The organism is Mesorhizobium sp. P2_E9 (genome assembly GCF_056403815.1).
Genome location: NZ_JBFUET010000002.1, coordinates 587,318 through 609,549 on the forward strand (window position 1 = coordinate 587,318; position 22,232 = coordinate 609,549).

At 60.5% G+C, this 22,232-nt stretch carries 29 protein-coding genes; 13 read left to right on the plus strand and 16 right to left on the minus strand.

The annotated features are described in order from the left end of the window. Window positions 1-18: 18 nt before the first annotated feature. On the minus strand, window positions 19-1,194 hold the full coding sequence (locus AC1D05_RS05875) for an NnrS family protein (RefSeq protein WP_477439044.1): 1,176 nt from the start codon (window positions 1,192-1,194) through the stop codon (window positions 19-21). Window positions 1,195-1,292: 98 nt separating this feature from the next. Beyond that, window positions 1,293-1,730, minus strand: coding sequence for a pseudoazurin (locus AC1D05_RS05880; protein WP_056583788.1), 438 nt, complete (start codon window positions 1,728-1,730; stop codon window positions 1,293-1,295). A 151-nt stretch (window positions 1,731-1,881) separates the two neighbouring features. Here AC1D05_RS05880 and AC1D05_RS05885 point away from each other — a divergent pair, with 151 nt between their 5' ends. Continuing rightward, window positions 1,882-2,583: a Crp/Fnr family transcriptional regulator gene (locus tag AC1D05_RS05885; RefSeq protein WP_477439142.1), complete on the plus strand. Its 702-nt coding sequence runs from the start codon at window positions 1,882-1,884 to the stop codon at window positions 2,581-2,583. Window positions 2,584-2,586: 3 nt separating this feature from the next. Here AC1D05_RS05885 and AC1D05_RS05890 read toward each other — a convergent pair whose 3' ends face one another. Together AC1D05_RS05890 and AC1D05_RS05895 are read right to left on the minus strand one after the other, a co-directional pair. Then, window positions 2,587-2,802, minus strand: coding sequence for a DUF1858 domain-containing protein (locus AC1D05_RS05890; protein ID WP_477439046.1), 216 nt, complete (start codon window positions 2,800-2,802; stop codon window positions 2,587-2,589). A gap of 107 nt (window positions 2,803-2,909) precedes the next feature. Continuing rightward, the gene (locus AC1D05_RS05895; RefSeq protein ID WP_477439048.1) at window positions 2,910-3,605 is read right to left on the minus strand and encodes a VIT1/CCC1 transporter family protein; all 696 of its coding nucleotides are present in this window, start codon (window positions 3,603-3,605) and stop codon (window positions 2,910-2,912) included. Between the two features lie 269 nt (window positions 3,606-3,874). Here AC1D05_RS05895 and AC1D05_RS05900 point away from each other — a divergent pair, with 269 nt between their 5' ends. The 3 genes from AC1D05_RS05900 to AC1D05_RS05910 are packed head-to-tail and all read left to right on the plus strand — an operon-like array spanning window position 3,875 to window position 6,904. Further along, window positions 3,875-4,648: an FMN-binding protein gene (locus AC1D05_RS05900; protein ID WP_477439050.1), complete on the plus strand. Its 774-nt coding sequence runs from the start codon at window positions 3,875-3,877 to the stop codon at window positions 4,646-4,648. Between the two features lie 25 nt (window positions 4,649-4,673). Beyond that, window positions 4,674-5,396 (plus strand): FAD:protein FMN transferase, encoded by a 723-nt coding sequence (locus AC1D05_RS05905; protein ID WP_477439052.1) that lies wholly within the window; start codon window positions 4,674-4,676, stop codon window positions 5,394-5,396. Beyond that, the gene (locus AC1D05_RS05910) at window positions 5,393-6,904 is read left to right on the plus strand and encodes an RnfABCDGE type electron transport complex subunit D (protein WP_477439054.1); all 1,512 of its coding nucleotides are present in this window, start codon (window positions 5,393-5,395) and stop codon (window positions 6,902-6,904) included. The genes AC1D05_RS05905 and AC1D05_RS05910 overlap by 4 nt, the downstream gene beginning before the upstream one ends. 7 nt (window positions 6,905-6,911) lie before the next feature. Here AC1D05_RS05910 and AC1D05_RS05915 read toward each other — a convergent pair whose 3' ends face one another. From AC1D05_RS05915 to AC1D05_RS05925, 3 genes are read right to left on the minus strand one after another with little or no spacing between them, the layout of a single operon-like run. Then, window positions 6,912-8,255: a sensor histidine kinase gene (locus tag AC1D05_RS05915; protein WP_477439056.1), complete on the minus strand. Its 1,344-nt coding sequence runs from the start codon at window positions 8,253-8,255 to the stop codon at window positions 6,912-6,914. Continuing rightward, window positions 8,255-8,920, minus strand: a complete 666-nt coding sequence (locus tag AC1D05_RS05920; protein WP_477439058.1) for a response regulator transcription factor — start codon at window positions 8,918-8,920, stop codon at window positions 8,255-8,257. The genes AC1D05_RS05915 and AC1D05_RS05920 overlap by 1 nt, the downstream gene beginning before the upstream one ends. Next, window positions 8,920-9,219: a PepSY domain-containing protein gene (locus AC1D05_RS05925; protein ID WP_477439060.1), complete on the minus strand. Its 300-nt coding sequence runs from the start codon at window positions 9,217-9,219 to the stop codon at window positions 8,920-8,922. Before AC1D05_RS05925 ends, AC1D05_RS05920 begins: the two co-directional genes overlap by 1 nt. Before the next feature lie 155 nt (window positions 9,220-9,374). Here AC1D05_RS05925 and AC1D05_RS05930 point away from each other — a divergent pair, with 155 nt between their 5' ends. The 3 genes from AC1D05_RS05930 to AC1D05_RS05940 all read left to right on the plus strand — a co-directional run bounded on the left by AC1D05_RS05930 (window position 9,375) and on the right by AC1D05_RS05940 (window position 11,027). After that, window positions 9,375-9,608 carry a hypothetical protein gene (locus AC1D05_RS05930; RefSeq protein WP_477439062.1) on the plus strand — a complete coding sequence of 78 codons (234 nt, stop codon included), beginning with the start codon at window positions 9,375-9,377 and terminating at the stop codon, window positions 9,606-9,608. 120 nt (window positions 9,609-9,728) lie between these two features. Further along, window positions 9,729-10,196 carry a DUF2231 domain-containing protein gene (locus AC1D05_RS05935; protein ID WP_477439064.1) on the plus strand — a complete coding sequence of 156 codons (468 nt, stop codon included), beginning with the start codon at window positions 9,729-9,731 and terminating at the stop codon, window positions 10,194-10,196. 132 nt (window positions 10,197-10,328) lie between these two features. Further along, window positions 10,329-11,027 (plus strand): CBS domain-containing protein, encoded by a 699-nt coding sequence (locus AC1D05_RS05940; RefSeq protein ID WP_477439066.1) that lies wholly within the window; start codon window positions 10,329-10,331, stop codon window positions 11,025-11,027. Between the two features lie 75 nt (window positions 11,028-11,102). On the opposite strand, the gene AC1D05_RS05945 is transcribed toward AC1D05_RS05940, so the two are convergent. From AC1D05_RS05945 to AC1D05_RS05965, 5 genes are all read right to left on the minus strand, one after another. Next, window positions 11,103-11,651 carry a hypothetical protein gene (locus AC1D05_RS05945; RefSeq protein ID WP_477439068.1) on the minus strand — a complete coding sequence of 183 codons (549 nt, stop codon included), beginning with the start codon at window positions 11,649-11,651 and terminating at the stop codon, window positions 11,103-11,105. A gap of 108 nt (window positions 11,652-11,759) precedes the next feature. Beyond that, window positions 11,760-12,029: a DUF6455 family protein gene (locus tag AC1D05_RS05950; RefSeq protein WP_477439070.1), complete on the minus strand. Its 270-nt coding sequence runs from the start codon at window positions 12,027-12,029 to the stop codon at window positions 11,760-11,762. 94 nt (window positions 12,030-12,123) lie between these two features. Then, window positions 12,124-12,579: an NUDIX hydrolase gene (locus AC1D05_RS05955; protein WP_477439072.1), complete on the minus strand. Its 456-nt coding sequence runs from the start codon at window positions 12,577-12,579 to the stop codon at window positions 12,124-12,126. Window positions 12,580-12,583: 4 nt separating this feature from the next. Continuing rightward, window positions 12,584-15,232 carry a magnesium-translocating P-type ATPase gene (mgtA, locus tag AC1D05_RS05960; protein ID WP_477439074.1) on the minus strand — a complete coding sequence of 883 codons (2,649 nt, stop codon included), beginning with the start codon at window positions 15,230-15,232 and terminating at the stop codon, window positions 12,584-12,586. Then, window positions 15,232-16,041, minus strand: coding sequence for a universal stress protein (locus tag AC1D05_RS05965; protein ID WP_477439143.1), 810 nt, complete (start codon window positions 16,039-16,041; stop codon window positions 15,232-15,234). The genes mgtA and AC1D05_RS05965 overlap by 1 nt, the downstream gene beginning before the upstream one ends. 185 nt (window positions 16,042-16,226) lie before the next feature. Between AC1D05_RS05965 and AC1D05_RS05970 the strand changes: the two genes are divergently transcribed. Further along, window positions 16,227-17,783, plus strand: coding sequence for a PAS domain S-box protein (locus AC1D05_RS05970; RefSeq protein WP_477439145.1), 1,557 nt, complete (start codon window positions 16,227-16,229; stop codon window positions 17,781-17,783). Next, window positions 17,770-18,384, plus strand: a complete 615-nt coding sequence (gene fixJ / locus AC1D05_RS05975; protein WP_477439076.1) for a response regulator FixJ — start codon at window positions 17,770-17,772, stop codon at window positions 18,382-18,384. Before AC1D05_RS05970 ends, fixJ begins: the two co-directional genes overlap by 14 nt. Here fixJ and AC1D05_RS05980 read toward each other — a convergent pair. Both AC1D05_RS05980 and AC1D05_RS05985 read right to left on the minus strand, forming a co-directional pair. Further along, a complete protein-coding gene (locus AC1D05_RS05980) occupies window positions 18,381-18,653 on the minus strand; it encodes a hypothetical protein (RefSeq protein WP_477439078.1) in 273 nt (90 codons plus the stop codon). The two genes, fixJ and AC1D05_RS05980, sit on opposite strands and share 4 nt — an antisense overlap. Further along, on the minus strand, window positions 18,610-18,849 hold the full coding sequence (locus AC1D05_RS05985) for a hypothetical protein (protein WP_477439080.1): 240 nt from the start codon (window positions 18,847-18,849) through the stop codon (window positions 18,610-18,612). Before AC1D05_RS05985 ends, AC1D05_RS05980 begins: the two co-directional genes overlap by 44 nt. A 170-nt stretch (window positions 18,850-19,019) precedes the next feature. On the opposite strand from AC1D05_RS05985, the gene AC1D05_RS05990 reads away from it, so the two are divergent. Together AC1D05_RS05990 and AC1D05_RS05995 are read left to right on the plus strand one after the other, a co-directional pair. Further along, window positions 19,020-19,259, plus strand: coding sequence for a lipoyl domain-containing protein (locus AC1D05_RS05990; RefSeq protein WP_477439082.1), 240 nt, complete (start codon window positions 19,020-19,022; stop codon window positions 19,257-19,259). 69 nt (window positions 19,260-19,328) lie between these two features. Next, window positions 19,329-19,715, plus strand: a complete 387-nt coding sequence (locus AC1D05_RS05995) for a translational machinery protein (RefSeq protein WP_477439084.1) — start codon at window positions 19,329-19,331, stop codon at window positions 19,713-19,715. A 107-nt stretch (window positions 19,716-19,822) separates the two neighbouring features. Here the strand turns inward: AC1D05_RS05995 and AC1D05_RS06000 are convergent, their stop codons facing one another. Together AC1D05_RS06000 and AC1D05_RS06005 are read right to left on the minus strand one after the other, a co-directional pair. Further along, on the minus strand, window positions 19,823-20,116 hold the full coding sequence (locus tag AC1D05_RS06000; protein WP_477439147.1) for a c-type cytochrome: 294 nt from the start codon (window positions 20,114-20,116) through the stop codon (window positions 19,823-19,825). 73 nt (window positions 20,117-20,189) lie between these two features. Beyond that, on the minus strand, window positions 20,190-20,573 hold the full coding sequence (locus tag AC1D05_RS06005) for a phasin family protein (RefSeq protein WP_477439085.1): 384 nt from the start codon (window positions 20,571-20,573) through the stop codon (window positions 20,190-20,192). Between the two features lie 201 nt (window positions 20,574-20,774). On the opposite strand from AC1D05_RS06005, the gene AC1D05_RS06010 reads away from it, so the two are divergent. Beyond that, a complete protein-coding gene (locus tag AC1D05_RS06010) occupies window positions 20,775-21,599 on the plus strand; it encodes a universal stress protein (RefSeq protein WP_477439087.1) in 825 nt (274 codons plus the stop codon). Window positions 21,600-21,738: 139 nt separating this feature from the next. Continuing rightward, window positions 21,739-22,232, plus strand: a 494-nt coding sequence (locus tag AC1D05_RS06015; RefSeq protein ID WP_477439089.1) for an aminotransferase class I/II-fold pyridoxal phosphate-dependent enzyme, incomplete at its 3' end; no start/stop codon positions are given.

The following is a 22,232-nucleotide window of genomic DNA, read 5'->3' on the forward strand; positions in this document are numbered from 1 at the left end:
GTCGCCTGCTCTCCCGCCTCACCGCGCCTTTGGCGTCATCAACGCTACTCCGTAGGCCAGGACGAAGCCGGCGAATGCCGCCACCCATGCCGTGCCGGCCATGTCGATCGCCACGCCAGAGGGGACGAAGGCGGCCAGGATTCTCAATGATCCCGCGAGAAGGACGGTCACGAAAATGAACAACGCACCTCTCCCAGCCTTGAGCTCTCGCCCGGTGTGCCCGAGCGTCGCGCGGGTCATTACGGCAAGCGTCATCGAGCCTACCGCACCCGTTCCGAGCGCGTGCAGTCCCGCCGCAACTGGCACGGCATCGGGGAAGAAGATCGACGCCGAAACCAGGGCAAGCCCAACTGGCACGAAGGCATAGGCAAGATGCAGAACGAGCACCAGCGGATCCCGCAATGTGCGCTCGCCAGCCCATCGCGACAGACGCCACGCCTGGCAGACTGCCGCGACGGCCATAAGCATTCCTGTGACGCTGTTGTCGGCGGCGAACGACCATGCTCCCAGCGCGATGGCTGAGATGGCTATCGATGCGATGTCAAAACGGTCGAACGGTGCCGGCAGCCTGCCAGGATTTTCGCGCACGAGCCAGTTGCGGGTGAAGCTTGGAATGATGCGCCCGCCGATCAGCGAGATCAGCATGATTGCAGCAGCCATGCCGAGCCGGCGGCTGATGTCGGAAGTGCCTTGAAGGTGCGCCTCGATGTGGAACGCGCCGTTGGCACAAGCCAGCACCGCAAGCGGCAGCAGCACCTTGAGGTTGCGCCAGTTGCGTCCCGCGACGATCTCGCGTGCCGCCGCCGCAGCGACCGCCAGCAGAAAAGAGCCATCGACCACAGCGGCCGTTTGCCAACCGATATCCGCCGAGAAGAAGACAGCGGCACGGCCGGCAAGCCACAGGACAACCAGCGCCAGTAGCGGCAGGCCTTGCACGGGCAGCCGGCCGGTCCAGTTGGGAATGGCGGTCAGCAGGAACCCGGTAATGATCGCCGGCAGATAGCCGAACAACATTTCGTGGATGTGCCAGTCGACCGGGGCAAACGCACTGTGGGCATCGAGTTCGCCGGCATACATCGGTAGCCAGAGCAGAATGGAGAGCGCGGCATACAGCGACCCGAGGAAGAAGAAAGGCCTGAACCCGTAGGAAAGAACTGCGGGTCCGGTGTAGCCCCGCAGGCGTGGAATTCCCATGATCTGCATCTCCAAATGAACAGGGCCGGATGAACCGCCGCCCTCGGTCCGTCCGGCCCGTGCCCGCCTCACTTATGGCAGGCAGACTGTACGATGCTTCAGTTGGCCGGAACCTGGGTGAACAGGTCGGCGAACACCGTTTTTGCCTTTCCGGGATGCTTGACCGCCTTGGCCGTATCGAGATTGACCGGCTTGCCGACAACGATCAGCGCGACCATGCCCATACCGTAGTGGGGCGCGCATTTGACACCGTAGACGCCCTCCTTTGTCAGCGTGACGGTGATTTCCTCACTGGGCTTTCCCTTGAAAGGCTCGGCGCCGTCCGGAATCATGCCCTTGATCGACTCGGCATCATGCGTCTTGTCGGTCGGCACGAATTTCACGGTGTCGCCAGGAGCTGCCTTGACGAAGGCAGGTTGGAAAACCATTGCGCCTTTTTCGCCCTTGTTGAGCATTTGCACCACATGCTCTTCGGCGCTTGCGCCGCTGGCGAGGGCCAGGATGGAGATTGCGGCGGCGAGGATAGAGAGTTTCATCGATTTGTCCTTTGTTTCGTCTTCGCGGCATTGCACCGTTCCATGCCATTTAGCCTGATGCGGCTGGGGACAATTTGCGCTGGCGCAAACTCGGGATAAGAAAGGTTTGCTGCACGATTGGTGCGGACCGCAGGGCTGTGAGGAAATCCGCTTGGTTGCGCTGGACCGATCGCTGATATCGCGGCTGCCGCTCTTCCAGGGGCTGACGCCCGACGAGCATAGCGAGATTCTCAAAAGCGCTCGATCGTCACGCTATGCCAAGGACTCCGCGATCTTCGAGCAGGAAACCGAGGCCCATTCGTTTTTCGTGCTGATCTCTGGCCACATACGCGTTGTCCGCACCACCCCGGATGGGCAGCAGGTCATTGCCAGATACATCAGCGAAGGCGAAATTTTTGGCGTCGCCGCGGCGCTTGGCCGGACGACCTATCCCGCCAGCGCAGTAGCGGCGGTGGATTGCGTAGTATTGGCGTGGCCGAATGCCCTTTGGCCGGAGTTGGCGACACGCTTCCCGGTGTTTGGGGCAGCCACCTACAGGACGGTTGGAAGCAGGCTGCAGGAGACGCAGACCCGGGTGGTGGAGATGTCCACGGAGCAGGTGGAGCAGCGGGTTGCGCATGCGCTGCTGCGACTGGCAAACCAGACCGGCCGAAAGACCGACAGTGGCATCGAAATCGACTTTCCGATTTCGAGGCAGGACATTGCCGAAATGACGGGGACGACGCTGCACACGGTCAGCCGGTTGCTCAGCAAATGGGAGGAGAACGGAATAGTCGTCAGCGGGCGCCAGAGAGTCACGGTCAAGGATGCGCATCGCCTTGTGGTTCTGGCCGAGAACCGGGAAAAGGACTGACCGTCATCGTTCTCCTCGAATGGCCAATTCGAGTTCGACCAGAAAGTCGCCCTCATCGACCTGATGTTCCCGGCACGCCTCAGTAACCGTGTGGAAAGTGCCGATCGGACAGCCGATGCAGAGCATCTTGTGTCTCAGCACCACAGCCACCGTTGCCGGCCATTTTCTCATGATTTCGTCGACGACCATGTCCGGGTTGATCAAGCTGCGCTGCTTCACGATGACGTCTCCGCGATTTGCGAAGCCTCTTCATAAATCTCCTTCGGACCGCCCTCGTTGCGCTTTCGCAACTTCATAGGAACTGGCGCTGAACCATCTCGGGACCGTCAGATGGCGGTGCCGACCACGGCGCCGATACCGGCGGTCAGCGCCATTGCCAGCGCCCCCCAGAATGTGACGCGAAGGGTTGCCCTTGTCACATTGGCACCGCCAGCTTTCGCGCCGATGGCACCCAGCACGGCCAGGAACAGGAGCGAGGCGACAGACACCGTTGCGGCGAGCCATGCGGCCGGTGAAACAAGCACCATTGCCAATGGCATGGCCGCGCCAACCGAAAATGCAGCCGCCGAGGCCAGGGCCGCCTGGATCGGCCGCGCCGTAGTCACCTCCGAAAGGCCGAGTTCATCGCGCGCGTGGGCGCCAAGCGCATCCTTCGCCATCAATTGGTCGGCGACCTGCAAGGCGAGCGTTGGCTCCACGCCCCGCTTGACATAGATGTCCGCAAGTTCCTGTCGCTCGAAGTCTGGCTGTGTCGCGAGCTCCCTCCGCTCACGGTCAAGGTCGGCTCGCTCGGTATCGGACTGGGAACTAACCGAGACATATTCGCCGGCCGCCATCGACATCGCGCCGGCGACCAATCCGGCGATGCCGGCCACCAGAACGTTGGAGGCCGCGGCATTGGCCGCCGCCACGCCAACGATCAGGCTGGCCGTCGACACGATGCCGTCATTGGCGCCGAGTACGGCGGCGCGCAGCCAGCCAATGCGGGATATGAGATGGTTTTCAGTATGCAGGCGGCTCACGCGATCGTCCAATGCTTCAGGATGTGGGTTCCGGAATGTCCGGCTGGCTCGTTGGCAACAGTCATGGCTGCTACCTCGACTAAGAGAACCTTCCTATCTCGCGGTTCATGCGAACGTCTTGATCTGTGACAAATCAATTTGCCGTCGCCTATCGGCTTTGACAAACGCAAACTCGCTGACAGCCAGTTGTCAGCTTGTTCGTGGGATATTGCCTCCGAAGCGGACCAGATGGACCGTCCTGCGAGATTCAACGTGGAAACACAATTCCGATGAAACAGATTGCCTTGTCACTTTTCGTGATCGCCGCCTCCGGCGCTTATGTCTGGGATCAGGCCGGCAAGGATCCGGCAAACGATATGCTCGGCGAGGCGCTGCCGGCCGACGCGGCCGAAGCGCCTTCCGTGCAGCCAGAAGAGCCCGCATCCGCTGCGGCTTTGCCGGTGCTCCGCACCTCGCCGGCGCCACTCGATCCCCGGTTCAGAACAAGGTTCCCGATTGCCCGGGAAACGACGGCTGCCATAGCCGTGCCCGCCGAACGGCCAAATGTTCCAGTCAAACAGACAGTGGTTCCGGTGGCACCACAACGGTCGCCGACGCCGCCGGCGCAGCCAGTGGCGCCGGCTGTCACCGACCCTGCGTCATCAACGCCTTCATTCCCCGTAACGCCCGCCATCTACATACCAGTCCCGCAGCCGAGGCCGGCATATCCGAATGCACCGGCACGTGTCGTCCAGGTGGGCATGAAGCTCGCCGCAAAGGGCTATGCCGATGGCACCTATACGGGTCCGGTCACGGATGCCTATTACGGGCCGATCCAGATTCAGGCTATCGTACAGGGCGGGCAGCTTACGGCGCTGAAAGTGCTGAAATATCCCTCCGACCGCCGCACCTCCGTCAACATCAACAGGCAGGCGCTGCCCATGCTGCGTGACGAAGCGATCAGCGCCCAAAGCGCCAATGTCGACATTATTTCGGGCGCAACGCTGACCAGCAGGGCTTTCATCCAGTCGCTGCGCGGTGCGTTGAAGAAAGCGTCGTCGTAGGACCATGCGCGACACGCGAATTTTGATGGGCATGCCCATCACAGTCGACATCGGCGGCGCGTCGAACTCTGAGCTGATCGATACCGTCTTCGGTTATTTCGGGCATATCGACCGGCGCTTCAGCACATACCGGGCCGACAGCGAGATCGCGGCCATCAACCGCGGCGACGTTCCGGTCGTGGAGTGGAGCGGCGAGATGATGGAAGTGCTCGCTATCGCCAAACAGACGAAAGACGAGACGGATGGATACTTCGATATTCGCAAGCCAGACGGTTCGCTGGATCCTTCCGGCATCGTGAAGGGCTGGGCCATTCGCAATGCGGCCGGGATCGTTCAACGGGCCGGCATCAGCGATTTCTTCATCGAGGCCGGCGGGGATATCCAGTCCTGCGGCAAGAATGCATCGGGCCATGACTGGAGCGTCGGCATCCGCAATCCCTTCAACCCGGACGAAATCGTGAAGATCGTCTATCCCCGCGGTCGCGGCGTCGCAACCTCCGGCACCTATGTCCGCGGTCAACACATCTACAATCCGCACGGAATTGACAGCCCGATCCAGGACATCATCAGCCTGACCGTGATCGGAACCGATGTGCTCGAAGCCGATCGTTTCGCCACCGCGGCCTTCGCCATGGGTCGGGACGGCATTCTCTTCATCGAGCAGACGCCCGGCCTGGAGGGCTATCTCGTCGATGCCAATGGCCGCGCCACGCCGACAACCGGGTTCGGAGCCCTTTGCCTGCCATGATCAAGACCATCGACCGATTTCTCGATCACCTGACCATGTACAGGCTTGTCCTCTACTATCTGATGGCGCTGGTCGGCGCGGCGTTCGTGCTCGGCTTCGTCAAGCTGGTGCCACATGATCCGATTGCGCTTGCCTTCACGACGGCGCTTGCGCTGGCCGCCTGCTGGCTCACCAACAAGATCTTTGCGCATGTCTTCGCAGTCCCGGCCAACAACGAGTCTGTCTACATCACCGCGCTCATCCTGGCGCTTATCCTCGATCCTGTTGCGGTCACGGACATCAAGGGGATCGCGGCGGTGGCATTCGCGTCCGTCTGGGCGATTTCATCCAAATTCATTCTCGCCATCGGCCGGAAGCACCTTTTCAACCCAGCCGCTGTAGGCGTGGCGCTGTCCGCGCTGCTGCTCGACCAACCAGCGACCTGGTGGGTGGGCGGCAATCTGCCATTGCTTCCGCTCGTGCTCGTCGGCGGTATGCTTATTGTCCGGAAACTGCGCCGGCTCGACCTTGTCTCGGCCTTCGTTGTCGTGGCGCTGGCGACCATTCTGGCAACCACGGACCCATCGCAATACTGGACCGCGCTTGCTGAGACACTGGGTTCGTCGCCGCTGCTGTTCTTTGCCTTTGTGATGCTGACCGAGCCGCTGACCGCGCCGACAATGCGTTGGCCGCGTATCGCCTTTGCCGCCATCGTCGGCTTTCTGTTCGCTCCCAACATCCATATCGGCTCGTTCTATTTCACGCCGGAACTGGCGCTACTTGCCGGCAACCTGTTTGCCTATGCGGCTGGCCCCAAGGGACGCTTCGTGCTGACCTTGGAGCGCATCGAACAATCGGCCGTCGACAGCTTTGACTTCGTCTTCCGGTCACCGCGCAAGCTCGCCTTCGAAGCCGGCCAGTATCTCGAATGGACGCTTGGCCTCGATCGAGCCGACAACCGCGGCAACCGCCGCTATTTCACGGTCGCCTCGGCGCCGACGGAGGAAACAGTCCGTCTCGGCGTCAAGTTCTATCCGCAATCAAGTGCCTTCAAGCGCGAATTGATGACCATGAAGCCAGGCAGCACGATCCACGCCGCGCAACTGGCCGGCAACTTCACGCTGCCCGCCCGGCGTGAAACCAAGATCGCGTTCCTGGCCGGAGGCATCGGCATCACGCCGTTCCGCTCGATGCTGCAATATCTCCTCGACCGCAAGGAGCGGCGACCGATCGTCATCCTCTACGGAACAGAGGGACAGCAGGACATCGCTTATCGCGACGTGCTTGGCGCGGCCAGGCAGGAACTTGGCATCAAGACGATCCACGCTGTGGCGCGCGGTGGCGAGCGCGGGCAATATCCCGGATACATCGACGAGCGCCTGATACGTCTGGCCATACCCGACTACCTCGAGCGCACTTTCTACATTTCCGGCCCGCAGGCGATGGTCAAGGCGCTGCGCCAGAAGCTGCTGGCCATGGGCGTTCGCCGCTCGAAGATAAAGGTCGACTATTTCCCAGGTTTTGCCTGAAGCACGCTCAACTGTGTCGCGGCAAGGAAATGGTCACCACCAGGCCCGGATCGGCGTTGGCCATGGCAAGGCGTCCGCCATAGGCTTCGACGATGTCGGAAACGATGGCCAGGCCAAGACCGCTGCTGCCGCCCTTGCTGTCGAGTTGGACGCCGCGCGACAGCGCGGACTCCCGATCGGCATCCGGTATACCTGGGCCATCGTCGGCGACGGTAACGATCACCTCGGCAGTCGTGGCTGATGCATCGACATGGACTGACGACTTTGCGTAGCGCGCAGCGTTTTCGATGAGATTGCCGAGGATTTCTGACAAGTCACCTTCGTCAATCGGCGCCGCCAGTTCCGTGGCGACGTCCATCTTGAACGAGAGCTGCTTGCCACTTGGCGTCCGTTTGACGACGGCAATGATACCAGCCGCAACGTCCGAGACCCGGCAGGATGCCTTGCCGGAGACGCCCGGCGCGAGGCGGGCGCGCGCGAGTTCCCGCTCGACATGGCGCCGGATCGCTCCGGCGCTCTTCTCGATCTCGTCGGCCAGATCCGTCTCGCCTTTCTTGCGCAGGGCCCGGATGTCGGCCGACAGGACTTGCAGCGGTGTCTTCAGACCATGCGCCAGATCGGTGGCACGGGATCGGGCTCGCCCAAGTGCCTTCTCCTGGGCTTCGAGAAGGCGATTGATTTCGTCCGCAAGGGGCTGCACCTCGCTGGGTGCCGTAACGTCGAGCCGCGCTGTCCGTTGCGCAATCACGTTTCTGACCGAAACCCGCAAGGTCTCCAGCGGTGCAAGACCGACGGTGATCTGGATGAAGAAGGCCGCCATCAGGGCAATGGCGAGCAGAATAAGGGCTGGCGCCAGGTCGCGGACATACCCGTCGACGGATTCCTTCACCGTTTGATGGTCTTCCGCCACGACGGCGCGAAACGACCGGCCACTGGCGTCGATGATGGTGCGTTCGACGGCGATGGTGAGTTCCCCTTGCGGCCCCTTGAATTCCTTGATCTCCCTGAGCACGCCAGCAGTTGCGCGCTCGGGCAGGACAAGCGTCGCATCCCACAACGAACGCGACCGGACCAGGCTGCCCGAGCCGGTATCCAGAACCTGCCAGTAGTGACCGGAAAAGGGGATGGCGAAACGCGGGTCAGCCAAGCCCGCCTGGACCGAAAGACGGCCATCGGTGGAGAAACTGGTCGCGCCGATAAGGTCGTTCAGGTCGACCGTCAGTTCGCTGACAACGCGCCGCTCGACATTCAGTTCGAACAGATAGCGCAATCCAACGCCGGCGATGGCAAGAGCTACCAGGATCGAGATCGTTGCCGCCAACCAGAGCCTGAAGCGGATCGAGTTGCCCATCAGCGGGAATCGTCGGGCATCAGATACCCGAATCCCCGCCTCGTTTCGATGACGTCACTGCCGAGCTTCCGTCGCAACCGCGCCACTATGACCTCGATCGTGTTTGGATCGCGGTCGTTCCCAGAATCGTACAAATGCTCGGCAAGTTCGGTCGGTGCCACCACCCGGCCGGCGTGGTGCATCAAAAACGCCAGTAACCGGTATTCCAGCGGCGAAAGTGCAATGGGAATGCCGCGCAGCGAAATGCGCATCTGGCGCGTGTCCAAGACCAACGGCCCGGACCTCAATACGGGTGCCGCCTGCCCGGCCGAGCGACGCAGGATTGCCCGTAGCCGGGCGAGCAGTTCTTCCATTTCAAAAGGCTTGGGAAGGTAGTCGTCAGCACCGGAATTGATCCCGTCGACGCGCTCGGTCCACATGCCTCTTGCAGTCAGGATGAGAACCGGAAACCTGCGCTCATTGGCCCGCCAACGCTTCAAGACGGTAAGACCATCGAGCTTGGGCAATCCCAGATCCAGAATCGCGGCGTCATAATTCTCGACATCGCCAGCGAACCAGGCAGCTTCACCATCCTTCACGATATCGACTGCCATTCCGGATGCTTTGAGGGCGGCCGCGATGTCGGCAGCGATACGGGGCTCGTCTTCGGCCAGGAGGATCTTCATCAGTCGCCCTCCCCGCCGCGCATTATCACACCGGCGCCGGCGTCGACGTCGACAGTCGTACGCCGGCCATCGGCACCGACGACCTGGAACCGATAGACCCATCTGTTGGCCTGGCGGATGAGATCGACCGCAACAACATCGCCGGGTGCCTTGGCTCGGACAATGTCCAATATGTTGGTAAGGCCCTTTATTTCGCCGTGCTCGTAGAGATCCCGCGCCCGGTCATGGTCGCCGTCATCGTCCTCGTCGGCACGGGCAGCGAGAGGTATTGCCAGGACAAGTCCCGCGAGACCCAGCACCGCCAAACGCTTCCATTGTCTTTTCATCGGCAAGGCATGTCGCACGTTGCAGCTTTCAATTTGCTGTCAGTTATCCTCAGCCTACAGCAAGCAAAGGGTCCATATCAGGGCATCATCGCGTCCAATCATGGCCGCGCTGAGAAGGATACGAGACCATGCGCAATTCCATGCTTGTCCTTGCAGCACTTGCAAGCCTCACGATCTTTGCCCTGCCGGCGGCGGCTGAATCGGACGAAGGTTCGTGTGGGGCGTCATCGTCAGTTGCCCCGGCCGGCCCGATCGACCTGCAGGCCATCCCGATGCAGGACGCCACCACGCCGAAAGCCATCAAAGGTGGCGACGATGCGTGTGACGACCAGCAAGGCGAAGAGGCTGACGAAAACGACTAGGTCTCCCCTTCGGGGGGCGTGGCCCGCCACAGCACATAACGCTTGCCAATGTCGTGAGCCAAGGCTCGCGGCGAAGCCGGCAAATTATCCAAGTCCCTTGCCAATTTCTGGAGAGTTTTCGTGATCCCCATTCAACATATCCACCCCATTCTAGTTCATTTTCCTATTGTTCTGATCTACTTGCTCGTGGCTATCGACCTTGTAGCGCTCGTTGGCGGCAGCGCCGTCACCAGGAGATCGGGCGCCGGTACGATCTCCACTTTTGTGGCCCTGGCTGCCGGAGTGTTCGCTATCGGAACTTGGTTCTTCGGAGGTCTTGCCCTGGATCATGCCGAAGCGGCCGGCTTCAGCAGCGATATCGCGGAGATCCACGAAAGCCTGGGAGGCATCACTGCCTTTGCCTTTCTGATCTGGGGAATCGTGCGCCTGGCGCTTTGGATGCGGAACCGTGACATGCGGGTTGTAACGATCGCCATTCCTCTGATCGAAGTTTGCGGAGCATTTCTGGTCACTGCGACGGCCTACTATGGTGGATTGCTTGTCTACGAACTTGGCGTGAACGTCGCCAGAACCGCGATCGTTGGTTGACCGGTACGCCCCCGTTGTTCACGGCTCTAACTTTGGACCATTTGCCTCCACCGACAAATGATTCAGATCAAGGCGGTTCGTGCATGTGAAATCTAAAGAAGCCGGAGGTTGGAAAAACTCCGGAGAGCGAACATGCAAGCCGAAGCCATCATGAGCAAGCCAGTCGTCGGCATAGACCCGTCAGCATCGATCGCCGAGGCTGCCGGGTTGATGCTGTCCAAAAAACTCAGCGGCCTCCCCGTCATTGGCAACGACGGCAGGCTGGTGGGGATCCTCAGCGAGGGCGATTTCCTGCGACGCGGGGAACTGGGCACGGAGCGCAAGCGCTCGCGCTGGCTGGAGTTTCTCGTCAGCCCCGGAAGGGCCGCCGACGAATATGTCCGCGCCAATGGTCGACGGGTTGAGGAGGTGATGTCGCAAGATGTCGTGACGGCATCCCCTGCAGCATCGCTCGCGAAAGTCGTCGAGCTCATGACGCGTCACCATGTCAAACGCATTCCGGTCGTCGAAGCTGGGAAAATCGTCGGCATCATCACCCGCTCTGATCTTCTACGAGCATTGCTCGGCGTCCTTCCGGATGGTGCCGCCGCGGTCATCGATGACGAACAGATTCGGCAGAACATCGCTACCGAGCTTGCGAGGCAGAAATGGGCTGGCAACGACTTGATCAACGTAATGGTGGACAAGGGTGTGGTGACACTGAGCGGCGCCATCTTCGACGAACGCGAGCGCCAGGCAGCGATAGTCGCTGCCGAAAACGTCTCCGGCGTCAATGCTGTCAAGGATAATCTCTTCTGCGCCGATCCCGTGTCGGTCATCCTTGTTTCGTAGCGGAGTAGACATTGATCCGCAGCGAGCACCACTGCCTCTCTGCGTTGCTAGTCCTCGCCCAAGGCTTCGCCGCGCTTAGGGCGCGACCAGGGCTATCAATGGTCTAAGGAGTAACAGGGCAAAGCCAATAAGCGCCGCGCCCGCAACTTTTTCTACCAATGTTTTGCCTCCGCTGAAGCGCCGACCCAGCAAAAGCCACACCGATCCGGTGGCGGCGGTCATCACCAGAAGCGCAATCCAGAAGATCCCGAGCGCGCGCGGCTCGATGTTCATCGGCACGATAGCCAGGCAATAGATGAAGGCCTTCGGATTGAGAGCACTGGTCGCCACAACAGAAATGGCGTCGCCGCTTTTGGAAGCGTTGATCCGGGCGCTCGCCGTCAGACGCAGGCCAAGAATGACGAGCCATCCGGCTGCTACCAGCCTGAGTAGTTGAATAGCGTCGGGTGAAACGAAAGGACGCAGCGAAAACCAGCACGCGGATGCGATCCCGTATCCGCATGCCTGAGCGGCCAAGAGCTTGACCGCTTTCTCTCGCTTGACCGACCCCGCCATCAAAAGAGCGTTGGTTGGCCCTGGTGCGACAAAGAGCAGGAATGCTTCCAGAAAAAATAGAGTGTCCAACTGCCTGGTCCCGTGGAATGCAAACCTATCAACTGCAAAACGCGGTTTGCGTCGACTCTCGTCAGAACACGGACAGCACGATATCGTCCAGGCTGAGTACTCGAATGGCTAGCGTTGGCCGGCCGCATGCTGCAGTCGAGCGATCAGGTCGCTGTTGCGGCAATAGTCTGGCGGGTTATCGGCTTGCTGATGTTCGTCGAGCCAGACCGAGCATTCATCCTGATGCCCGCAGGAACGGCAACGGTCCACCGCCCGGTTGATGACTGCCGTATGGTCCGCCACGGCCTTCAATTGTCTGTCGACGCCCAGCTTCCGCATCATGCGGTCCATCAAGGCGGTTCTGGCATCAACTGAAATCAGATAATCGAGAAAGGTCATGGTGATCACTCCTGCCTATTGGCCATCATTGGCATGTTGGCGGCGGGCGGCGTTGATCTCGATCAACAGGCGATCAGCTGACAGCCCTTGAGCGCTAAACCGAAGCGACGAGGCGGTCGAGAAAAGGCCGTTGACCGACAACCAGCTTGTCTCTGGCCAGTGCTAAATCCAGCCATTCACCACGATCGACCTCGACAAAGGATTGTACCCGACCGCTGCGTGGCGGCCATTCCATCTCAAACAGGTTGCTGCGCAACGTCGCGGTATCAAAGTCGCCTTCGAACGCGAATGCCGTGATGAGTTTGCCTCCTCGCTGGCGCAACTGCCCCAGAGTGAGCAGGGTTCCCTTGGGCTCCCAGCCTGTCTCTTCCGTGAATTCTCGCCGTGCGGCTGCATCGGGCAGCTCGCTTTCGTCATACTCGCCTTTGGCAATCGACCAGGCGCCAAGATCGCGTCTTTGCCAGAACGGGCCGCCAGGATGGACAAGCAGCACCTGCAGCCCCTTGTTCGACCCACGATAGGGCAGAATGCCTGCGCTTCTTTTCATCATCGCTTCAAGCCTCCCCACGGCCCTGTGATCCCGAGTAGGCTGCATGTGGCTTGGACCCGCCTTGGACCAACTGCTCCGCCCTCTTCCGGAGCGACTGACGCTTCTCTTGTCCGAAAAACCAGCGCTTGGTCGCCTCTGAGGCGAGTAGATAGAGCGCGGTAATTGCGACAAGCCCGGCAAGCACGGGCAGAGGCAGGGGCACGAAGCCGAACCAGGCTGCAAACGGCAGATAGGGGATCATGATCGCCACAACCCCGACAGCCAATGTAAGCCAGGCGAGCAACGGGCTTGGATGGCTCGCCCAGAAAGCCCTGTGCGTGCGCACAATGAGCACAATGGCAAGCTCCGTCAGCAACGACTCGACGAACCACGCGGTCTGGAATGCGGCCTCCGTGGCGTGCGCAAAGAACAGAAGGAATGCGAAGGTCGCGAAGTCGAACAGCGAACTGACCAGGCCAAAGCTGATCATGAACCGCCGCACAAAACGGATATCCCAGTGGCGAGGCCGGCGCAGTTGGTCGGGATCGACGTTGTCGCTTGCAATGGCGAGTGAAGGAACGTCGGAAAGGAAGTTGTTGAGCAGGATCTGCTTGGCCAGAAGCGGCAGGAAAGGCAGGAATAGCGAGGCAACAGCCATGCTGATCATGTTGCCGAAATTGGCGCTGGTGGTGATGGAAATGTACTTCATCGTGTTCGCGAAGGTCTTGCGGCCATCGTCGACGCCGCGCACCAGCACGCCCAGATCCTGCTTGAGTAGGATGATATCGGCCGCTTCGCGCGCGACATCGACAGCGCTGTCGACAGAGATGCCTATGTCGGCCTCATGGAGCGCGGGCGCATCATTGATGCCGTCGCCAAGATAACCAACGACATGGCCCCTGCTCCGCAAGGCCTGAACGATGCGTTCTTTCTGATTGGGATCGATCTCGACGAAGAGGTCGGTGTGCTGCACGCCCGCAAAGAGCGCGCTCTTCGTCAATTTCGAAAGCTCCTCGCCGGTCATGATCCTGTCGGCGCGCAAGCCGATCGCCTGGGCGAGATGCGCGGCAACGTAACGGTTGTCGCCAGAAATGACCTTTACCGCGATGCCGCGCTGGGCGAGCTCGGCAAGCGTCTCCTTGACGCCTTTCTTTGGCGGGTCGAGGAAAAGCAGGAAGCCCGCGAAGGCGAGATCGATCTCGTCTTTCCTGCTGAACGTTTTCGCGCTGTCAAACCGACGGATTGCCAGGCCCAGAACGCGGTAGCCTTCCGCGCTCCAGCTTCGGAATTTTTCATCGATTGCCGCACGGTGCATTTCATTGAGAGGTTCCAGCCCCTTGGCTGTTCGGACGAGGCTGCAGGTCTCGAGGACATTTTGTACGGCGCCTTTGGTAATCAGAAGGTCCTGGGCGTCCTTGGTCCGCACCACGACGGAAAGCCGCTTGCGAATGAAATCATAGGGGATTTCGTCGACTTTCGTGAAGGCCGCCAATGATGCGCTCTCGCCCGGCGCGCCGGCGATTGCTTCGTCCAGCGGGTTCTTCAGTCCGCTCTGCAGGGTCGCGTTGAGACGTGCCCAGAGCAGAACATCGGTTGACGGATTGCCATCGACATCGAGCCATCCATCCAGGTGGATGACGCCTTCCGTCAGCGTCCCCGTCTTGTCGGTGCACAGCAGATCCATGCTGCCCAGATTCTCGATGGCATCGAGACGGCGCACGATGACGCCATTGGCAGCCATGGCGCGGGCACCACGAGCAAGGGTCACACTGATAATAGCCGGGAGAAGCTCGGGCGTGAGGCCCACCGCCAGTGCCAGCGAAAACAGCAGCGATTCAATGAGCGGCCGATGCAGCAGCAGATTGGCGAAGAACACCAGGATGACAATCGCCAGCATGATCTCGGTCATCAGATAGCCGAACAGCCGGATGCCTCGGGCAAACCCTGTTTCGGGGATCTGTCGCTCCAGGGCCGCGGCGATCGACGCGAATTCCGTGCGAGTGCCGGTTGCTGCCGCAAGCACGGTTGCGGTGCCGCTACGGACGGATGTTCCCGTAAAGACCGCGTTGGTGCGCAGTGTGAGCGCGGCATCCGGCGCCGATCGTCCCGGTGTCTTCACGGCGGGAAAGGTTTCGCCGGTCAGCACGGCCTCGCTGACATTGAAATCGCGCGCATCCAGAATGATACCGTCGGCAGGGATGAGGTTTCCGGCCGAAAGCCGAATCACGTCGCCCGGCACGATCTCTTCGGCGGCGACCGAGCACTCAGCGCCGTCGCGCAACACAATAGCCTTGCGCGAAATACGCTGTTTCAGTGCTTCGGTCGCCCGCGACGCACCGTACTCCTGGGTGAAGCTCAGGACGCAGCTTGCCAGCACGATCGCGCCGATGATCGCAGCCTCCTGGCCCTCCCCGACGAAGGCCGACACGCTGGCCGCGAAAATGAGGATCAGGACCAGCGGGCTGCGGAACTGGCGGGCAAACACTGCCAAGGCCGACGCGCTTGACGTCGACGCGAGTGTGTTTCGGCCGAATTTTGCGAGCCTCGATGCCGCTTCGGACGAAGCCAGCCCCGAGACCGAGGTCTCAAGACGCAGCAGGAGGTCATTGGTCTCGATCGACCAATAGGCACCGTCTTCTGGCGAGACGGATTGCTGGCCGGCTTCGCCTATCATCAGTACGACATGAAGCGGTTGATGCCACTCTCTTCGATCAGCGTGCGGGTAACGCCGCCGAACGCCCATTCCCGCAAGCGGCTATGGCCATAAGCACCCGAGACGATGAGGTCGGCATGAATCGAGCGTGCGAATGTCAGCAACCGGTCGCCATCAGCCTCGCCGGCGATCAGCTCGGTTTGCGCCTTGATGCCATGGTGTTCGAGAAAGACCGCGACATCGGCGAGGCTGTCGCGAATGCTTTCGTCGCGGTTGGTGTCAATCGTGACGATCACGACTTCGCTGGCTTTGGCCAGGAAAGGCAATGCATCAGCAATCGCACGCCGTGCCTCCCTGCTGTCCTTCCACGCCACGAGAACGGTTTTTGCAAGGACGTGCTCGACGTTGGTTGCGGCGACCAGGACCGGACGCCCGGCACCCAGTGTCAGACTGCCGACATCCACAGCGCGAAACACATTGTCTCCTGCCTGGCCGGTAATGATAAGATCTGCCGCTCTGGCCGAAACGCTGAGGAACCGGGTCGGGCTGCAAACAGCTTGGCCCCATTCGCTAAAGATCGACGCAGGAACCAGCCTCTCGAACTCGGCACGCAGTTCGGCAAGCCGCTTTTCGATTTCAGTCCGCTGGATCTGCATGATCTCGCCTTCGTAGATCATGCCTTCGCCGGTCGCGACCAAGGGGGGGACATCCGCAGCCGCCAAGCCGATAAGACGGGCTCCGAACCGCTCCGCGAGCTCGACCCCCGCCTTTACAATGGGTGCAGGAGGCGCATCGATGGCGAGGTTGACGATGATTGACTTGTAAGACATTGCGGACGCCTTTCGCTGAACGATGGAATGCGTGATGAATTGCATTCGCCCGCCTCCAATGCCTTGATGCGCGTCAAAGATCGCCAACTGCATCTGCGCCCGAAATCGTCGCTCGATCCGTTTTGCGTGTGCGGCGAGAAGTGATAGTTACCCCGATAGCACCGTCTCGAACCCAGGAACTTCAGGTGATCAAAGACGAAGCGCTCAGTTTGTCGCCCGGCGGGACGACACTGAAAGCACTGTTGTCGCAAATGTTCGATCAGGCTCCGGGCTTTATAGCGCTCCTGCGCGAGCCAGGTCACGTTTTCGAACTGACCAATGCCGCCTACCAGCGATTGATCGGCCACAGGCAAGTGATTGGAAAGTCGGTGCGGGACGCCTTTCCCGAGCTCGAAGGGAATGAGTTTTTCGACCATCTGGACCATGTGTACACGACCGGCGAGCCTTACATCGGCCACGGGGTGAAGGTTGGCCTTCGCAACACAACCGACGGGCCGGTCGAGGAGCGCATCCTTGATTTCGTCTATCAGCCGGTCAAGGCCGACGATGGCCGTATCACCGCGATCTTCATTGAAGGCACGGATGTCAGCGACCTCTCCTTTGCAAACGCAGCACTTCGGCTGCGTGAGGACCATTTGCGATCGATCCTGGCAACAGTGCCGGACGCGATGGTCGTCATCGACGAACAGGGTGGGATTCAATCCTTCAGCACCGCCGCCGAAACGCTGTTCGGCTATCAGTCAGACGAAGTCATTGGTCAGAACGTGAAAATGCTGATGCCCTCGCCCTACCGCGACGAGCATGATGCCTATCTGCTTCGCTACCTGACGACAGGAGAGCGCCGGATCATCGGGCTCGGCCGCACCGTTACCGGGGCCCGCAAGGATGGATCGACGTTTCCGATGGAGCTTTCCGTCGGCGAGATGCATCCGGGTACCGGACGCTTCTTTACCGGCTTCTGCCGCGACCTGACCGAACGCCACCGGGCGGAGGCAAGAATCCAGGAGCAGCAGCAGGAGCTCCTCCACATGGCGCGCTTTACGGCACTTGGCGAAATGGCCTCGACGCTTGCCCATGAGATCAACCAGCCACTGACCGCGATCACGAACTACCTCAAAGGCAGTCGTCGGCTGCTCGAGAAGAGCCAGGACGAGAATGCGCCTATGCTTCGGGATGCGGTCGAAAAGGCAGCTGAGCAAGCCTTGCGGGCAGGCGACGTCATCCGTCACCTGAGGGACTTTGTAGCCAGGGGCGAAAGCGAGCGCCAGGTCGAACGACTGCCGGTTCTCATCGAGGAAGCCGCATCGCTGGCCTTGGTTGGCGCGCGGGAGATAAATCTCCTTGTCAGCTACAAGCTTGACCCTGCCGCCGAACTGGTCTTGACCGATCGCATCCAGATTCAGCAGGTTCTGCTCAACCTGATGCGCAACGCGGTGGAGGCCATGCAGGACGCGCCGCGCCGCGAATTGAAAGTCACAACCATTGCCCGGGATGATGGGATGGCCGAGGTAAGCGTGATCGATACAGGCCCGGGTCTCGCGCCGGAGGTCTCGGCCCAGCTCTTCCAGCCGTTTGTAACGACCAAGAAGCAAGGCATGGGTGTCGGCCTTTCCATTTGCCGCACCATCGTTGAATCACACGGTGGCCATATATGGGCCGAGGTCATGCCGGCCGGCGGAACCGCTTTCCGGTTCACCTTGCGCATCGTAGAGAAGGAAGAGATCACAAATGGCAGACAGTGATCTGGTGCACGTCGTCGACGACGACGTCGACGTCCGCAAGTCGCTCGGTTTTCTTCTGGCAACAGCAGACTTCGCAGTACGCCTGCACGAATCGGCCACTGCTTTTCTCTCAACGGCGACTGGCCGTCTCGACGGCTGCATTGTCACCGACGTGCGCATGCCGGGCATCGACGGCATCGAGTTCCTGCGGCAGCTCAGAGCGGGCGGACATACAATTCCAGTTATTGTCATGACGGGCCATGCCGACGTGGCGCTTGCCGTTCAGGCCATGAAGGAAGGCGCTGCCGATTTCATCGAGAAGCCGTTCGACGACGAAATGCTGATCGGAGCAATCCATTCGGCGCTGGCCAACCGCAACCAGGTCAATGCAACGCATCCGCAGTCTGGGGATATCCGCAGGCGTCTGTTGACCTTGTCAGAACGGGAACGGCAGGTGCTGGATGGGCTTGTATCGGGCCTGCCGAACAAGACGATCGCCTATGATCTGGGCATCAGCCCGCGCACGGTCGAGATTCATCGCGCCAATGTCATGAGCAAGATGGACGCGGGCAGCCTGTCCCATCTCGTGCGCATGGCGCTGATCGTGGAATCCCGACCCTAGGGAGAACCTTCGAGAGGGTTGCTAGTGCTGGCCTGAACCTTCACCTCTTCCCACTCGCGCCAATGGGTCGGACGGATGTCGACACGGGCGCCGGTGGTGGCATTTTTCCAACCTTCGCGGACCTTTATGCAGGGAAATACCAGCGCATGCGCGCCCTCCTCGTCGAAGACGGCGAGTTCGAGGCCGCGACCATAAGGTGCGCTTAGGATAGGGTTCCACATCGCATCAAAATCTTCGCAAACGGTGCGTTGCGCATTGATCTGCATCATTTTCTGGAATCGCCGAAACGGCACACGCGTTGCCGGGCGTCGGGCTGATGTGGCTAACAGTTCTTGCGGCAGACGCCATATCGTCATCGGTACCAATCAGATGCACGGCGCGGGCAAGCCAATTGATTGCGAACGCAGCGCCAATATCTGATCGGGCGCTCATCGCGACGGCTGCGTTTTCCCTGAAATGCTTCATGACCCCCACTCGGTCGACGGCCGGCCCATCTTAAGGACAGCTGCCGCATCAGAAATTGATCGCCGTCAAACGTCGCGCGATTGCAGCCCTCTGCGCCGGACGCCTATTGATCGGGATCAAGGACCGTGCCGCGCGAGCGCATATCATTCGGCGGCGTAGGGAGAATTGCGATGCACTATATCAAGGTCGATGAAGCCCTGTGGGCGTCCAGCATGTTGCCGGAGGGCATCCTGGAGCGTTGGTTCATTACGAGCGGCGATACAATCAAGGCCGGAGAGCGAATAGCCGAAGTTCGCGTTGAAGACGCGCTGCACGAGATTGTGGCGCCGGCAGGCGGCCGCGCGACGATTGTCGCCACTGCGAATACCGTCATCGAGCCCGGCTCGATCCTGGCAACGCTGGAGTCTTAGCCCGCGTGAGGACGCCTCATCGGGTTGATCGCGCTCATTCCTCAACCATAGCCTCAAGGATGTATCAATATGCAGACCCAACACGCCGTCGCCTGGCTGGATCATCGCGAAGCCAAGGTGTTTTTCTTCAATCGTGAATCGGCCGAGAGCCTGAGGCTTGCCACCACGCTGGTCCATCATCAGACCCACAACAAGGCAGGCACCGTCGACGGCAAGCGTGCACCGGAAAACCAGTCCTTCTACCACGACATCGTCACCGCCATGCAGCCGGCGAAGGAATGGCTGATCGTGGGGCCGGGATCGGCAAGAGACGAGCTGGCAAAGCATATACGCGACCACCATCCCCACTTGAAGGATCGCATCGTCGGCGTCGAACCTGCCGATCACCCTACGGAGGCCCAGATCGTGGCGCATGCTCGCTCGTTCTTCCGTGCCGCTGACCGGATGTTGCCCTAGCCTGGTCTGCGCCGATTTGCCGTCGCCGCGAACGGTCACCAGATCGACTGCCTCCACTGTGCATTGGAGGCGTCAGGCTCGGCCGGCTGCTGCGTCCGCAGTCCCGATCACGGTTGCTGCAAGGTGGTGATGTAAGCGATTATTGCATCGATCTGGTCGGGGCTGGCGATCCACTCTGGCATGTCCGGGTGGCCAGTCGAAATCCCCTCAGCGAGGGCCTCCTCGAGATCGGTGATCGGATAGCGCTTTGACAAGGTTCGAAACGCCGGGGCGTCAGGATGACTGCTCTTGTCGGTTTTTCCAATGGCGTGGCAGCGGGCGCAATTGACCTCTACCAACGCCTTTCCGTGATCCGTTAGGCTATCGGCCAGGGCTGGATGCACATGTCCGAGCAGCATCATTGCAAGGGCGGAAGCCGGCAGAAGACGACGCCTGTAAAGGCTGTTCATGTTTGACGACCTCCGCATTGCCGATCTACGCGACTGTCTTTGCCGCGGCGTCCTCGATCGCGGTTCTGGCTTCCTCGCGAACCCGCTTGGCCGTTTCCGAAGCGAGCCTGGAGGTCAGCGTAGCGACCTTGCCGGCTTCGCTGACGTATTGCGATGTCGCATTCTGCAGGAAACCAGCAAAGATGTCGAAGGCGTCATTGAACTCCGGGCCACTGATAAGATCATCGGCCAGCTTGACGTCCTGTTCGCAACGATGCTTCAGAAATGCCAGCGTTTCGAGGTTATAGCGCATCATCGCGTTGAAGGCGTGCACTTGAAGAGACGCGGCAGCAAGGAAAAACTTCTGGCCATTTCCCGCAATCGGCAACAATTGTGTGGCGAATGAGGATGGCTCGGGCTGAGTGTGCATTATCGACTACTCCGTTCTGGATCACCACAGCGCGACGTTGACGCCATTCGTCGTCATGTCCTTGATCAGGATCAACCCTATGGCCTTGCGGACTGTACGAGCGTGCCGGCACCAACCGGTTTCGTTGCGCATTTGACCCGAATCAAGGTGCCTCCTTCTATTTGATGGCCAAGTCGCTTCAACCGCAGATGGAATGACGCGATGGCTTTCAAGACGATCATGGTTCAACTGGACGTGGACGCGATCGCCGCGCCACGCATCGCGATGGCATGGGAGCTTGCTCAACGGCTCGAGGCCGACCTGATTGGCTTCTGCGCCGCCGAGCCGCATTTTGTCCTCCCAACCGGCACTGATGACCAGGCCGCGACCAAGGCGTTGTGGCGCCAGGTGGAGGAGATAGAAGGTCGCCTCGACTGCCTGAGGGAGGAATTCCTGAGCATCGTCAACGGCAGCAATCGTGCCTCGTGGCGCGGAGAGGTAGGCAATCCCACGCGCCAACTTGCACTCAATGCGCGTGCCGCCGACTTGATCCTGACTGGCTCGCCGACGGCCGATCTGGTGGTCGACCGTCATCGTGTGCTTGATCCGGCAAGTCTCATCCTTGCGGCTGGCCGTCCGATACTCGTGGCATCGGAACCCCTGGCACCGATTAAGGCCGAAAGCATCTTGATTGCGTGGAATGACACGCGGGAAGCGCGACGTGTCGTCGTCGACGCTATGCCTTTCCTGATCACCGCCAAGGATGTCGTGATCGCCACCGTGGACAATGGGAATACTGGACCCAGGGAAAATGCAGCGGATGTCGAACTCTTTCTGACGCGCCACGGTGTGAAGGCGCGATCCGAAATCTTGGATGCGTGCCGCTCCGAACCGGCGGAAATCCTCCTCCAGATCGGACAGGATATTACGGCCGATCTCATCGTTCTCGGTGGCTACGGTCATAGCCGGGTACTGGAGAGGACCTTTGGCGGCGTGACGCGTTCTGTGCTGCGCAGCGGATCATTGCATCGGTTCATATCGAATTGAACGAAGGTGACACCCCGAGCCGTGGTTTCGACATGAATCAAGGTCGTCCGTTCCCGCAAACGGTTACGTCTAACCCTTGCCAAGTTCGGTGTAGCCGATGCCCCGCAGCGTAACCGCGAGCAAACAAGGAAATTCGGACATGAACTACCAGCGGTTCTTCGAAGAAGCGATCGACCAGCTCCACGCGGAGCGTCGCTATCGTGTCTTCGCCGATCTTGAGCGTATCGCGGGCAAGTTTCCGCGCGCCATATGGCGTTCGAATGGCCGTGCCGAGGAAATCACCGTCTGGTGCTCCAACGACTATCTCGGCATGGGCCAGCATCCCGACGTCATTGCCGCGTTCCAGGAAGCGGCCGGCAAGATGGGTTCGGGCGCCGGCGGCACCCGCAACATTTCCGGCACCTCGAACCCGCTGGTCGAGCTCGAGCATGAGCTTGCCGACCTGCATGGCAAGGACGCGGCGCTGGTCTTCACCTCCGGCTTCGTCTCCAACGAGGCGTCGATTTCGACCATTGCGCGGCTTTTGCCCAATTGCCTGATCATCTCGGATGAACTGAACCACGCTTCGATGATCGAGGGCGTGCGGCGCTCGGGCGCCGAGAAGAAGATCTTCCGGCACAATGACGTCGCGCA

Coding starts and splice junctions, on each gene's coding strand:
- AC1D05_RS05930 (WP_477439062.1), top strand. CDS start 9,375: ATGCGCAATTCCATGCTTGTCCTTGCAGCACTTGCAAGCCTCACGATC.
- AC1D05_RS05980 (WP_477439078.1), bottom strand. CDS start 18,653: ATGATGCAGATCAATGCGCAACGCACCGTTTGCGAAGATTTTGATGCG.
- mgtA (WP_477439074.1), bottom strand. CDS start 15,232: ATGATAGGCGAAGCCGGCCAGCAATCCGTCTCGCCAGAAGACGGTGCC.
- AC1D05_RS05950 (WP_477439070.1), bottom strand. CDS start 12,029: ATGACCTTTCTCGATTATCTGATTTCAGTTGATGCCAGAACCGCCTTG.
- AC1D05_RS05880 (WP_056583788.1), bottom strand. CDS start 1,730: ATGAAACTCTCTATCCTCGCCGCCGCAATCTCCATCCTGGCCCTCGCC.
- AC1D05_RS05900 (WP_477439050.1), top strand. CDS start 3,875: ATGAAACAGATTGCCTTGTCACTTTTCGTGATCGCCGCCTCCGGCGCT.
- AC1D05_RS05920 (WP_477439058.1), bottom strand. CDS start 8,920: ATGAAGATCCTCCTGGCCGAAGACGAGCCCCGTATCGCTGCCGACATC.
- fixJ (WP_477439076.1), top strand. CDS start 17,770: ATGGCAGACAGTGATCTGGTGCACGTCGTCGACGACGACGTCGACGTC.
- AC1D05_RS05905 (WP_477439052.1), top strand. CDS start 4,674: ATGGGCATGCCCATCACAGTCGACATCGGCGGCGCGTCGAACTCTGAG.
- AC1D05_RS06005 (WP_477439085.1), bottom strand. CDS start 20,573: ATGCACACTCAGCCCGAGCCATCCTCATTCGCCACACAATTGTTGCCG.
- AC1D05_RS06000 (WP_477439147.1), bottom strand. CDS start 20,116: ATGATGCTGCTCGGACATGTGCATCCAGCCCTGGCCGATAGCCTAACG.
- AC1D05_RS05990 (WP_477439082.1), top strand. CDS start 19,020: ATGCACTATATCAAGGTCGATGAAGCCCTGTGGGCGTCCAGCATGTTG.
- AC1D05_RS05965 (WP_477439143.1), bottom strand. CDS start 16,041: ATGTCTTACAAGTCAATCATCGTCAACCTCGCCATCGATGCGCCTCCT.
- AC1D05_RS05985 (WP_477439080.1), bottom strand. CDS start 18,849: ATGAAGCATTTCAGGGAAAACGCAGCCGTCGCGATGAGCGCCCGATCA.
- AC1D05_RS06010 (WP_477439087.1), top strand. CDS start 20,775: ATGGCTTTCAAGACGATCATGGTTCAACTGGACGTGGACGCGATCGCC.
- AC1D05_RS05955 (WP_477439072.1), bottom strand. CDS start 12,579: ATGATGAAAAGAAGCGCAGGCATTCTGCCCTATCGTGGGTCGAACAAG.
- AC1D05_RS05910 (WP_477439054.1), top strand. CDS start 5,393: ATGATCAAGACCATCGACCGATTTCTCGATCACCTGACCATGTACAGG.
- AC1D05_RS05995 (WP_477439084.1), top strand. CDS start 19,329: ATGCAGACCCAACACGCCGTCGCCTGGCTGGATCATCGCGAAGCCAAG.
- AC1D05_RS05940 (WP_477439066.1), top strand. CDS start 10,329: ATGCAAGCCGAAGCCATCATGAGCAAGCCAGTCGTCGGCATAGACCCG.
- AC1D05_RS05915 (WP_477439056.1), bottom strand. CDS start 8,255: ATGGGCAACTCGATCCGCTTCAGGCTCTGGTTGGCGGCAACGATCTCG.
- AC1D05_RS05875 (WP_477439044.1), bottom strand. CDS start 1,194: ATGGGAATTCCACGCCTGCGGGGCTACACCGGACCCGCAGTTCTTTCC.